This is a genomic window from Streptomyces sp. NPDC059003, assembly GCF_042740445.1.
Taxonomy (GTDB): Bacteria; Actinomycetota; Actinomycetes; order Streptomycetales; family Streptomycetaceae; genus Streptomyces.
Genome location: NZ_JBHYJH010000217.1, coordinates 1 through 12,440, shown reverse-complemented (window position 1 = coordinate 12,440; position 12,440 = coordinate 1). Strand labels below are relative to the sequence as shown.

General features: G+C 73.9%; 9 protein-coding genes and 1 pseudogene. 5 read left to right on the top strand and 5 right to left on the bottom strand.

The window, feature by feature from the left end:
• Positions 1 to 67: 67 nt before the first annotated feature.
• Entirely contained in the window at positions 68 to 1,579 is a 1,512-nt protein-coding gene (locus tag ACFWZ5_RS40645; RefSeq protein ID WP_384802866.1) for an amino acid permease, read from the bottom strand.
• Positions 1,580 to 1,695: 116 nt separating this feature from the next.
• Positions 1,696 to 2,694 carry a hypothetical protein gene (locus ACFWZ5_RS40640; protein ID WP_384802863.1) on the bottom strand — a complete coding sequence of 333 codons (999 nt, stop codon included), beginning with the start codon at positions 2,692 to 2,694 and terminating at the stop codon, positions 1,696 to 1,698.
• Between the two features lie 292 nt (positions 2,695 to 2,986).
• Between ACFWZ5_RS40640 and ACFWZ5_RS40635 the strand changes: the two genes are divergently transcribed.
• From ACFWZ5_RS40635 to ACFWZ5_RS40615, 5 genes and pseudogenes are all read left to right on the top strand, one after another.
• The gene (locus ACFWZ5_RS40635; RefSeq protein ID WP_384802860.1) at positions 2,987 to 4,450 is read left to right on the top strand and encodes an FGGY family carbohydrate kinase; all 1,464 of its coding nucleotides are present in this window, start codon (positions 2,987 to 2,989) and stop codon (positions 4,448 to 4,450) included.
• Between the two features lie 5 nt (positions 4,451 to 4,455).
• The gene (locus ACFWZ5_RS40630; RefSeq protein ID WP_384802857.1) at positions 4,456 to 5,931 is read left to right on the top strand and encodes an FAD-dependent oxidoreductase; all 1,476 of its coding nucleotides are present in this window, start codon (positions 4,456 to 4,458) and stop codon (positions 5,929 to 5,931) included.
• Positions 5,928 to 6,902: pseudogene (locus ACFWZ5_RS40625) on the top strand (NAD(P)/FAD-dependent oxidoreductase); the annotation flags it as partial. The gene ACFWZ5_RS40630 and the pseudogene ACFWZ5_RS40625, both read left to right, overlap by 4 nt.
• A gap of 122 nt (positions 6,903 to 7,024) precedes the next feature.
• Entirely contained in the window at positions 7,025 to 8,212 is a 1,188-nt protein-coding gene (locus ACFWZ5_RS40620) for a thiolase family protein (RefSeq protein ID WP_384802853.1), read from the top strand.
• A 69-nt stretch (positions 8,213 to 8,281) separates the two neighbouring features.
• On the top strand, positions 8,282 to 8,737 hold the full coding sequence (locus tag ACFWZ5_RS40615; protein WP_384802850.1) for a MarR family winged helix-turn-helix transcriptional regulator: 456 nt from the start codon (positions 8,282 to 8,284) through the stop codon (positions 8,735 to 8,737).
• Between the two features lie 13 nt (positions 8,738 to 8,750).
• Here ACFWZ5_RS40615 and ACFWZ5_RS40610 read toward each other — a convergent pair whose 3' ends face one another.
• The 3 genes from ACFWZ5_RS40610 to ACFWZ5_RS40600 all read right to left on the bottom strand — a co-directional run bounded on the left by ACFWZ5_RS40610 (position 8,751) and on the right by ACFWZ5_RS40600 (position 12,283).
• A complete protein-coding gene (locus ACFWZ5_RS40610; RefSeq protein WP_384802847.1) occupies positions 8,751 to 10,862 on the bottom strand; it encodes an MDR family MFS transporter in 2,112 nt (703 codons plus the stop codon).
• Between the two features lie 89 nt (positions 10,863 to 10,951).
• On the bottom strand, positions 10,952 to 11,728 hold the full coding sequence (gene cobF, locus ACFWZ5_RS40605; RefSeq protein WP_384802844.1) for a precorrin-6A synthase (deacetylating): 777 nt from the start codon (positions 11,726 to 11,728) through the stop codon (positions 10,952 to 10,954).
• A 12-nt stretch (positions 11,729 to 11,740) separates the two neighbouring features.
• Positions 11,741 to 12,283 carry a DUF309 domain-containing protein gene (locus tag ACFWZ5_RS40600; protein WP_384802840.1) on the bottom strand — a complete coding sequence of 181 codons (543 nt, stop codon included), beginning with the start codon at positions 12,281 to 12,283 and terminating at the stop codon, positions 11,741 to 11,743.
• Positions 12,284 to 12,440: the final 157 nt, after the last annotated feature.

Sequence of the window (12,440 nt, the reverse complement as noted above, 5' to 3'; positions counted from 1 at the left end):
CTCGGGGCCGGGCCCCTGGAGCGGAGCGGCGGGGGGGGGGGCCCCGGCGCCGCACGGACGGAGCGGCTCAGATGATGCCCTCGGCGATCTCCGCCTGCTCCTTGTCGGTGCCGTACGCGGCCGGGGTGCTGTAGGAGCGGCGCGCCACGAACCACCAGACGGTGGCGAGGATCAGGACCACGGCGAGCGCGATGGACGCGTAGTTCATGGTGTCGGCGTTCACCGGCGACTTCTGCGGCAGGCAGAACAGGACGGTGACGAAGGCGACCCAGACCACCGCGATCCAGCCGACCGGCTTGCTCCAGCGGCCCAGGTTCCACGGGCCGGGCTGGAACCGGTCGCCCGCCTTCAGGCGCAGCAGGACCGGGATGGCGTAGGCGGGCGTGATGCCGATGACGTTGATGGCCGTGACGGCGCCGTACGCGGTGGACGAGTAGAGCGACGGCAGCGCGATGACGCCGGCGAGTCCGACCGAGAGCCACACCGCGGGCACCGGCACCTGCGTACGCGTGCTGACCTTGCGCCAGAGCGCCGAGCCCGGCAGGGCGTTGTCGCGGCTGAACGCGAACACCATGCGGCTTGCCGCGGCGGTCTCGGCGTTGCCGCAGAACAGCTGCGCCACGATCACGATGAGCAGCAGCGCGGTCGCGCCGGACGTGCCGAGGCCGTCGATGAAGATCTGCGCGGGCGGCACGCCCGTCGCGCTCTCCTGTGTGCCCACGTAGTCCTGGATGGCGAAGGTCAGGCCCGCGAGCAGCACGAACCCGGCGACCCAGGACACCCAGATCGCCCGCACGATGCCGCGCGCCGCCGTCACGGACGCGTTGGAGGTCTCCTCCGACAGGTGCGCCGACGCGTCGTACCCGGAGAACGTGTACTGGGCGAGGAGCAGACCGATCATGCAGACGTACAGCGGGCTCGACCAGCCGGTGTCGTTGACGAACTCGCCGAAGACGAACGACGGCGACTTGTGCGAGTCGGGCACGATCGCGAGCACGCCGACGATCACCGCGACGCCCGTCAGGTGCCACCACACGGATATGGAGTTGAGCAGGCTGACCAGGCGGACGTTGAACAGGTTCAGGAGCGCGTGCAGGAAGAGGATGCCCAGGAAGATCACGAAGGTGGACCCGGGCGTCGGGTGGAAGTCGGTGTGCATGCTGAGCAGGGCGCCGGAGAACAGCGCCGCGCCGTAGTCGATGCCCGCGATCGCGCCGAGCAGGCCGAGCAGGTTCAGCCAGCCCGTGTACCAGCCCCAGCGGCGGCCGCCGAGCCGGTCCGCCATGTAGTAGAGGGCGCCGGACGTCGGATAGGCGCTGGTGACCTCGGCGAGCGCGAGGCCGACGAACAGGACCATCACGCCGACGCCGACCCAGCCCCACATCATGACCGCGGGCCCGCCCGTGCTGAGGCCGAAGCCGTACAGGGTCATGCAGCCGGACAGGATGGAGATGACGGAGAAGCTGATGGCGAAGTTGCCGAACCCGCCCATGCGGCGGGCGAGTACGGGCTGGTAGCCGAGCTCTCTGAGCCGTTGTTCCTCGTCCGGGAGCGGTGGCGCCGGGACGGAGCTCGACATGGTGGTGCGTGACACGGATCAACCTCCGGGGGAAGAGCGGGGGGTGCGGGGGTGCGGGGGGTGTGCCAAAGGACGAGCAGAGGGGGAGCGTGGGGGAGGTGTGCGGCGGGGCGGGGTCAGCGCGGGCCGGGGCCGCGCGCCGCGTGGAAGCAGCGCGCGCGGGCCTGCACGAACGCCTCCGCCGCGGCCTCCGCGTCACCGGGCGACTGGGTGCGGTACGTCCACGGCACGACGGTGTAGAAGGGGTCGAGCGCCTCGAAGACCCGGACTGCGTCGTGGAAGTGGTGCGCGCCCCACAGCGCGTGTGCCAGATAGTTGAGGTCGAGCAGCGACGCCGCCTCGGGGTGCGTGTGGTCGAACCACAGCTGGAGGGCCCTGAGGGCGCCGCGCGTCGCGTCCTCCGCGATCCAGTGCAGGTCGAGCGCGCGCTCGCTGCCGCCCTCGCGCCGGTAGCGCTCCACCCGCACGTACAGCGGAAGCAGGTGCAGGGGCGAGCCCGCGGGCGCCGCGGCGGACGCCCAGTGCACGAAGTTGACCGCTTCGGTCAGCGGCGCCCTCGGCCTGCGGTGGTAGGCGAACTGGAGCATGCGGTGGTACGCCTCGCGGTTGCCCGGGTCGCGCTTGTCGGCCTCGGCGAGGATCTGCCAGGGGCCGGGGAACAGCATCGGCTCGGGCGCCGCCACGCGGTGCTCGTCCCACCTCTGGCCCTCGTCGAGCTGGGCGAGGGCCAGCAGACAGATCCACGGGACGGGGTCCTCGGGGGAGGTCTGGGAGGCGATCCGGCAGGCCTCGTTGGCCTCGCGCCACAGGTCGTTGGTGTGGCGGTGGCCCGCGCGGTGGGCCCGCAGGGCGCGCTCCACCGTGACGCGGGTGTGCAGGACCGTCGCGGCGACGCTGCGCGGCTCCTCGGCGAGCCAGGCGCGCACCACGTCGGACCCGGCGACGGCCGCGGCCAGGATCTGGGTGCGCTGCGTCCACAGGCCCCAGTCGGGGGTCTCGGTGAGCAGGTTCCTCGTCGACACCCAGCGGCCTGCCTTGAGGTCCTGGAGCACGGCACGCAGCGGCGCGTCGTGACCGGCCGGGTGGTACACCGGGCGGGCTAAGGGCATCGGCATGGGTCCTCTGGGCTAAGGCCGGGGTGTGATGAGGGCTGTGGTCTGCGCGTTCCGTGAGTGATGAACTGATGTACGAGTGGGCGTTGTTGTTCGGCGGTCAGTGTAGAGCGGAGACTTCCGATTACTGGGCAGTCCTCGGATCTTTCTTGACCAACTTGTGTCAACGCGGCGCGCCGGTGTGAAGTTTGGGTTCTCTCTTGTTCAACAGGGATCCCGAATGCGACATTTGGGCGGACTGCGCCGTGGCCCACGACCCTTGACGGTCCCGCGGCGCCTGTAGCAGGCTGCCGCAGTGATCAGGACTTACGACGGGCAGCGCGGCGGTCCGGTGCTCGCCGTCGACCAGGGCACCTCGGGCACCAAGGCCCTCGTCATCTGCCCCGAGCGCGGCGTGCTCGGCTCCGGCACGGCACCCGTGCGCCCCCGCCATCTGCCCGGCGGCCGCGTCGAGGTCAGCCCCGGCGAGCTGCTCTCCTCCGTGCTCGACGCGGGCCGCGCCGCCCTCGCGCGGGCGGGCGAGCCGGTCGCGGCCGTGGGCCTGGCCAACCAGGGCGAGACCGTCCTCGCCTGGGACCCGGCGTCGGGGGAGCCGCTGACCGACGCCGTCGTGTGGCAGGACCGCCGCGCCGAGCCGCTGTGCACGGAACTCGCCGAGCACGCGGACGAATTGAAGGCCCTCACCGGCCTGCCGCTCGACCCCTACTTCGCCGCCCCCAAGATGGCGTGGGTACGCCGCCACCTCACCCGGCACGGCGTGGTCACGACCAGCGACGCCTGGCTGGTGCACCGGCTCACCGGCGCCTTCGTCACCGACGCCGCCACCGCCGGCCGCACCCAGCTCCTGGACCTGGACTCCGCGACCTGGTCCGAGCGCGCCCTGGCCCTCTTCGGGCTCGACGGCGAACGGCTGCCGCGCGTCGTCGACGCCGCCGCACACATCGGCACCACCCGGGCCTTCGGCCAGGAGCTGCCGCTCACCGGGCTCCTCGTCGACCAGCAGGCCGCGCTCCTCGCCCAGGACGTCACCGAGCCCGGCAGCGCCAAGTGCACCTACGGCACCGGCGCGTTCCTGCTCGCGCAGACCGGCGAGCGGCCGCGCCGCGGCGACTCCGGGCTCGTGGCCTGCGTCGCCTGGCGCCTCGCCGGCCGCAGCAGCTACTGCCTGGACGGCCAGGTGTACACGGCCGCGTCCGCCGTCCGCTGGCTCACCGAGCTCGGCGTCATCACCGGCGCCCAGGACATCGACCCGGTCGGGTCCGCCGTACCGGACACCGGCGGTGTCACCTTCGTCCCCGCCCTCGCCGGGCTCGCGGCGCCCTGGTGGCGCGGCGACCTGCGCGGCTCCCTGACCGGACTCGGCCTCGACACCACCCCCGGCCACCTGGTGCGCGCCCTGTGCGAGGGCATCGCGGCCCAGGTCGCCGAGCTCGCCGACGCGGCGGCCGTCGACCTCGGCGAACCCCTGCGGAGCCTGCGCGTCGACGGCGGCCTGACCCGCTCGGCCCTGCTCATGCAGACCCAGGCGGATCTGCTGCAACGGCCCGTGGAGGTCTCGGCGCTGCCCGACGTCACCGCCCTCGGCGTGGGCGCGGTGGCCCGCATGGGCCTCGACCCGCGGCTCGGCCTGCGCGACGTCGTACCGGACTGGAAGCCCGCCGCCGTGTACGAGCCGCGCGTCGGCGCCGACGAGGCGGCCACGCGCCGCGTCGCGTTCCGCTCCGAGGTGACGGCGCTGCTGGCCCGTACGCCCCGATGAACTTCATGAACCAGGCGATGAACTCGATGAACCAGGCGGCGGACCGCACCGCACCCGGCCGCGTCACCCGATCCGGCGGGCTCCCCGCCGAGCCCTACGACGTGCTCGTCATCGGCGCCGGAGTCGTCGGCGCCGCCCTCGCCCGCGAACTGGCGCGCCACCGCCTGCGCACCGCCGTCGTGGACGCCGCCGACGACGTCGGCACCGGCACGTCCAAGGCCAACACGGCCATCCTGCACACCGGTTTCGACGCCGTGCCCGGCTCCCTCGAAGCCCGCCTCGTGCGGGAGGGGCAGCGGCGCCTGGCCGCGTACGCGGCCGACGCGGGCATCCCCGTCGAGCCGGTCGGCGCGCTCCTCGTCGCCTGGGACGCCGAGCAGCTCGCCGCCCTGCCCGGCCTCCTGGCGAAGGCCGAGCGCAACGACTACCACCACGCCCGGCTGCTCGACGCCGACGCGGTGCGCGCCCGCGAGCCGCACCTGGGCCCGGGCGCCCTCGGCGCGCTCGACGTGCCCGGCGAGAGCGTCATCTGCCCCTGGACGACGCCCCTGGCCTACGCGACCCAGGCCGTCCGCTCCGGCGTGGACCTGCACCTCAACTGCCGTGTGACCGCGGTCGCCCAGGGCGACGCGGCCGACGGCACCCCGCACACGCTGACCACCGGACGCGGGCCCGTCCGCACCCGCTACCTCGTCAACGCGGCCGGACTGCACGCCGACACCGTGGACCGGCTGCTCGGCCACGACACCTTCACCGTCACCCCGCGCCGCGGCCAGCTCATCGTCTTCGACAAGCTCGCCCGCGACCTGGTGCGCCACATCCTCCTGCCGGTGCCGACGGCGCTCGGCAAGGGCGTCCTGGTCGCGCCGACCGTGTACGGCAACGTGCTGCTCGGGCCCACCGCCGAGGACCTGGACGACAAGCACGCCACCGGCTCCACCGCCGAGGGCCTCGCCGGGCTGCGCGAACAGGGCGCCCGGATCCTGCCCGCGCTCCTCGACGAGGACGTCACCGCCGTCTACGCGGGCCTGCGCGCGGCGACCGAGGACGACGACTACCGGATCACCGCCTGGCCGGACCAGCGGTACGTCACCGTCGGCGGCATCCGCTCCACCGGCCTGACGGCGTCCCTGGCCATCGCCGCGTACGTCACGGAACTGCTCGCCGACGCCGGTCTTCCGCTCGGCGAGGAACAGGAGTTGGCGCCGGTGCGCATGCCGAACCTGGGGGAGTCCTTTCCGCGCCCCTACCAGCGAGGCGACCTGATCGCCGCCGACGCCGAGTACGGCAGGATCGTCTGCCACTGCGAACGCGTCACCCGCGGCGAGATCCGCGACGCGCTCCGCAGCACCGTCCCGCCCGGCGACCTCGACGGCCTGCGGCGGCGCACCCGCGCGCGCGGCGGCCGGTGCCAGGGCTTCTACTGCGGCGCCGCCGTACGGGACCTCTTCGCGCGGCGCGAGAGGCCGGCCGCGCGATGAGGCGCGAGCGCACGGTCGACGTGCTCGTCGTCGGCGCGGGGCCCGCCGGGCTCGCGGTCGCCGCCGGGCTCGCCGCGGCGGGCACGGGCGTCGAGGTCCTGGAGCGCGAGGCGCAGGCGGGCGGCGTCCCGCGCCACTGCCACCACGGCGGCTTCGGCGCCCGCACCTTCGCCGGCCTGACCGGACCGGGCACGAGCGGCCCCCGGTACGCGCGGCAGTGCGTCGACGCGGCGGTGCGGGCGGGCGCGAGGGTCCGCACCGGCGTCACCGCCACCGCCTGGTCCGGCCCGCTCACCCTCGACACGACCTCGCCGCTCGGCCTGGAGCGCCTCACCGCCCGCGCCGTCGTCCTCGCCACCGGCGCCCGCGAACGCCCCCGCGCCGCCCGCCTCGTCCCCGGCAGCCGCCCCGCGGGCGTCTACACCACCGGTGAGCTCCAGCAGTCCGTCCACCTGTACGGCCAGCACATCGGCACCCGGGCCGTGGTCGTCGGCGCCGAGCCCGTCGCGTACGCGGCGCTCGACACGCTGCGGCGCGCGGGCGTCGGCGTGGCCGCGCAGGTGACCGCGCGGGCCCGCCACGAGACCACGCCCTGGCGCGCCGCCGAGGCCCGCCTGCGGCACGGCGTCCCGCTCCTCACCGGCACCACGGTGACCGATCTGGTCGGCCGTGGCCGCCTGTCCGCCGTCCGCCTGCGCGACCGCACCGGGCGCACCGCCCGCGTCGCCTGCGACACCGTCGTCTTCACCGGTGACTTCGTCCCCGACCACGAACTGGCGCGCCGGGGCGGGGTGCCGCTCGACCCCGGGACGCGGGGACCCGCGGTCGACGGGGCCTTCCGCACCGGGACCCCCGGGGTGTTCGCCGTCGGGAACGCGGCCCACGCCGTGCGGTCCGCCGGGGCCGTGACCGCGGAAGGGCGGCGGGCCGCGGTGTCGGTGCGGCGCTTCCTGGCGTACGGGGAGTGGCCCCCGCCCGCCTGAACGGGGGTGTGCGGCGCACGTCGTCCGCCTTCCTGGACGGCCGCCCGAGCCGCACGTACACTCCGAAACTAGCAGCGCTAATTAAACCGCTCATGTATCGGAGTAGCCCCGTGCGCACCGTTCACTTCGCCGCAGCCCGCCGCACCCCGATCGGAAAGCTCCGCGGCGCCCTGTCGGCCGTCCGCCCGGACGACCTCGCCGCCACCGTCGTACGCGGCCTGCTCGACGACGTTCCGGGGCTCGACCCGGCCCGGATCGACGACGTCTACTGGGGCGCCGCCAACCAGGCGGGCGAGGACAACCGGAACGTGGCCCGCATGGCCGTCCTCCTCGCCGGGCTCCCCGAGTCCGTGCCGGGCGCCACGGTGAACCGGCTGTGCGCATCGGGCCTCGAAGCCGTCACCATGGCCGCCCGGACCATCGCCGCCGGGGAGGCGGACATCGTGCTCGCGGGCGGCTCCGAGTCGATGAGCCGCGCCCCCTTCGTCCTGCCCCGCCCGGACGAGGCCCTGCCGCACCGGATGGAGGCGGCCGACACCCGCCTCGGCTGGCGCCTGACCAACCCGAAGATGAAGGACCTGCACGGGCTGCTCGCGATGGGGGAGACGGCCGAGGAGGTGGCCGCCCGCCACGACGTCTCGCGGGAGCGGCAGGACGCCTTCGCCCTGCGCAGCCACCAGCGCGCCGCCGCGGCCCGCAAGGACGGCCACTTCGACGGCGAACTCCTCCCCGTCACCACGCCGGACGGCACGGTCGTCGACGCCGACGAGTGCATCCGCGAGAACACCTCCCTGGAGAAGCTCGGCGGCCTGCGCCCCGTCTTCCGCGAGGGCGGCACCGTCACGGCGGGCAACGCGTCGCCGATGAACGACGGCGCCGCGGGCCTGCTGCTCGTCAGCGAGGAGGCGCTGCACGACCTGGGCCTCGCATCCCTCGGCCGGTACGCGGCCGGGGCCAGCGCGGGCGTGCACCCGGACGTCATGGGCGTCGGCCCCGTGCCCGCGACGCGCAAGGTCCTCGACCGGGTCGGCTGGTCCCTCGGCGACATCCAGGAAGCCGAGTTCAACGAGGCGTTCGCGGCGCAGGTGCTCGCCAGCGTGGACGCGCTCGGCATCGACCCGGACCTGGTCAACCCCGACGGCGGCGCCATCGCGCTCGGCCACCCCCTCGGCTGCTCCGGCGCCCGCATCCTCACCACGCTCCTGCACCGCATGCGCCGCACGGGCGCCACCCGCGGCCTCGCCACGATGTGCGTGGGTGTGGGCCAGGGCACGGCCCTGCTCGTCGAACGCTCTTGACCTCAACCGCAATTGAGGATCTACGGTGCCGATCACCGAAGTGATCCCGACGGGAGAAGAGGCGGCACGGTGGAGTACTCGCACGACGACGCGGACCTGGTGAACCAGCCGATCGGCTACTGGACCTGGGCCGCGAACAAGACCGTGACGGCGTACGTCAGGGGGCGGCTCGCGGCGATCGGGATCACCCAGCCCCAGTGGTGGGTGCTGCACCAGGCCCGGCACAGCGAGGACGGCGTCACGCGGGACGAGGTGATCGCCGCCCACCAGGCCAACCTGGACGTCGGCGCCGGCCTCGCCCCCGACATCGACCTCCTGGTGGAGCGGAAGCTGCTCACCCCGGACGCGGACGGCCGCCTCCGGATCACCGACGACGGCAGGGCGCTCCACCAGCGCGCCGCGGAGACCCAGCGCGCGAGCCGCGGGCATGTGCACGGGGACATTCCGGACGAGGAGTACGTGATCGCCCTGAAGGTCCTGCAGCGCATGATCCGCAACGCGGGCGGCGAGGTGTCACCGGTCTGACGCGGCCCGGCGGCTACGCGGGCGTCGGCGCCGAATCCGGCGCCCGCCCGCCCCGCTCCAGGTGCAGCCCCTGCGCCAGGTCCTCCGCGAGGAGCCGCTTCGCGATCGCGTCGACCGCCGCCATCAGCTTGCCGTCGTCCTCGCCGGTGGCGGCACCGGGGCGGCTGCCGTCCTTCTCCAGCTGCTCGTTGAGCCAGGCCGCCCACGCCGTGCCGATGACATCCGCCTCGCGTTCGCCCGCCGCCGTGTGCTGGAACAGCGTGCCGGTGCGGGTGAGATAGCCCTCGTCGACCATGCGGTCGAAGACCGGAACCAGGACTTCCGGCGGCAGCTGGCGCCGGGCCGCGATCAGGTTGAGGTTGGCGTGCCCGACCATCCGCGTGAACAGGGCCACCTGCATCACCGCCCACGCCCCGGCCATGTCCAGACGGGTGTCCGACCGGCCGATGACGGTGCGCGCCGTGTGCACGCCCTTGTCGCGCAGGATGTTGCCGACGGCGAGTTCGAGGAGGCGGGCCGAGTCGCCCGCCGACGGCGACGCGAAGCCCTCGCCCATGTCGGTGGAGCTCATCCGCGCGCTGTCGCGCAGCTCGACCTGCTTCAGGAACAGGGCGACGACGAACCCGACGAGCGCGACCGGCACCGTCCACAGGAAGACGGTCTGCAGCGTGTCCGCGTACGCCTTCACGAGGGGCGCCGCTGCGGCCCCCGGAAGGTCGTGCAGGCCCTGGGGGCTCTGCGCGGCCTTCGAGACGACGTCCGCAGGTGCGGTCCCGGTCCGCGCCGCCGCCGCGACCCCGTCCCGCAGGTTCGGCGCGAGCGTGTTGGCGTAGATCGTGCCGAAGACCGCCGTGCCGAACGAGCTGCCGAGCGTGCGGAAGAACGTGACGCCGGACGTGGCGGTGCCGAGGTCGGCGTACGCGACGGTGTTCTGCACGGCGATCGTGAGGACCTGCATGGACAGGCCGATGCCGACGCCGAGCACGAACATGTAGAGGGATTCGAGCCACGCGCTGGTCGCGCTGCCCATGAGGGACAGCAGGAAGAGCCCGAGCGCCATCACCAGGGCGCCCACGATCGGGAAGATCCGGTACGTGCCCGTCCTGCTGACGACGTTGCCGCTGAACACTGACGCGATGAGCAGGCCGACGACCATCGGCAGCGTCCGCACCCCGGAGATCGTGGCCGAGTCCCCGTCGACGTACTGGAGATAGGTCGGCAGGAACGTCATCGCGCCGAGCATCGCGAAGCCCACGATGAAGCTGAGCACCGAGCAGACCGTGAACACGGGGTTCGCGAACAGGCGCATGGGCAGCATCGGTTCGGCCGCGCGCGTCTCCGCCCAGCAGAAGCCCGCGAGCGCGAGCAGACCGCCCGCGAACAGGCCGATGATGACGCCGGAGCCCCACGCGTACTCGTTGCCGCCCCAGCTCGTCGCCAGGATCAGCGCGCTGGAGCCGATCGCGACGAGCGCGATGCCCAGGTAGTCGATGACGGGCCGCGCCGCCGACCTCACCGACGGAATGGTGCGGGCCGCGGCCGCGACGACGAGGACCGCGATGGGCACGTTGACGTAGAACGCCCAGCGCCAGCTGAGGTGGTCGGTGAAGAGCCCGCCGAGCAGCGGCCCGACGACGGTCGAAACCCCGAAGACGGCGCCGATCGCGCCCTGGTACTTGCCGCGCTCCCGCAGCGGGATGACGTCGGCGATCAGCGCCATCGCCGTCACCATGAGACCGCCCGCGCCGATGCCCTGGAGCGCCCGCCAGGCGATGAGCAGCGTCATGTTCGTCGCAAGGCCGCACAGGAACGAGCCGGTGATGAAGACGACCGCCGACACCTGGAAGACGACCTTGCGCCCGAACAGGTCACCGAACTTGCCGACGAGGACCGTCGCCACCGTCTCCGCGAGCAGGTACGAGGTGACGACCCACGACATGTGCTCCGCGCCGCCGAGGTCCGACACGATCGTCGGCAGGGCCGTGCCCACGATGGTCTGGTCGAGCGCGGCGAGCAGCACGCCCAGCATGATCGTCACGAAGACGACATTGCGGCGGCGCCTGTCCAGGACCGGCGGGCCCTGCTCCGGCGCCGGGGCGGTCGCGGGCTCATCGGTAACGGTCACAGGGCCACCCTCACACCGCTACCGGGCATGTGCATGCGGGGCCGTCCGGACCGGTGAAGGGGCCCGTGACGGGATCGGTGGCGGCCGCCTCAGCCGTCGTCGCGGCGCCGCAGCAGATACGTGTCCATGATCCACCCCTTGCGCTCCCGCGCCTGCGCCCGCAGCCGCTCGATGCGCGGCGCGGCCTGTGCGAGCGGCCCGGAGACGAGGATCTCGTCGGGCGTGCCGATGTAGGCGCCCCAGTAGATGTCGACGTCGTCGCGGTCGGCGTACCGCAGGAAGGCCTGCTGGGCGTCCAGCATCACCACCACGTCGTCCACCCCCTCGGGGAAGCCCTCGTCGGACAGGCGGCGGCCGGTGGTGACCTGGAAGGGGCGCGCGACGCGGTTCAGGCCGACGCGGTGCCGGGCGGCGAGCGCGGACACGCTGCTGACGCCGGGCACGACGTCGTACGCGAAGTCCACCGCCCCGCGCCCGAGCACCTCCTCCAGGATCGCGATCGTGCTGTCGTACAGCGCGGGGTCGCCCCACACCAGGAACGCGCCGGTGCCGTCCTCGCCGAGCTCGTCGCGGATCAGCCGCTCGTAGACGGTGGCGCGGCGGCTGCGCCAGTCGTCGACCGCCGGCGCGTACCCGGCGCCGCCGACCGTCCGGTCGCGGGGCGGGTCCACCGCCTCGACGACGCGGTACGCGCCGTCAGGACGGTGCGCCGCGAGCATGCCCCGGCGCAGCTCGACCAGGTCCGCCTTCTCCTCGCCCTTGTCGAGGATGAAGAACACGTCGGTGTCCCCGAACGCCTTGACCGCCTGCAGGGTCAGCTGGTCGGGGTCGCCCGCGCCGATGCCGATGACATGAATCTTTCGCACGCACGGAGTGTGTCACCTCTGCGGCGGCGCGGCGCCGGGGGCCAGCGTCGGCGCCGACGCCGCCGGGTCGACGGGCGCACCGCCCCGCTCCACCCGCCCTGCCAAGTCCTCCGCCCACTCCACCAGTTCCGGTACGCCGATGCCGTACGGCCGCTCACCGCCCCCCGCCGCCGCGGTCCACGCCGACACCGCGCCCGCGCCCCGCCGCAGCAGCCGCGCCCCGCCCGTGGCGTTGCCGCGCGCCGCGTGCGTCAGGCCGACGGCCAGCTGGGCGAGCCCCTGCCACAGGCCGCGCTCCTGCTCGGGCCCGGACTTCCAGGCGTCCTCGAAGACCTCGTGCGCGTGGAAGGGCCGCCCCGCGTCGAGCAGCGCCTGCGCCTCGGCGACGCTCTGCTCCGGCGTGCGCACCACGCCCTCCGGCTGCCGCTCGACCCCCTCGGCCCCGTACGGCAGCGGCCGCCCGAGCCCGTCCCGCGGCCGGGCGTTGCGCGCCCGCCCCGCCGCGTCCCGATCCCGCCCACGACCCTGGCCACCCGGTCCCCGCGCGCTCGTCATGCCCCGATTCTCACCTGCCCTCAGCACCGCACGGAGCACCCTCTGACGTGCGGTAGAGTTCTACCTACGTGATCACGCGGAACACACACCGCGGGAACACACCGGGACGTGGCGCAGCTTGGTAGCGCACTTGACTGGGGGTCAAGGGGTCGCAGGT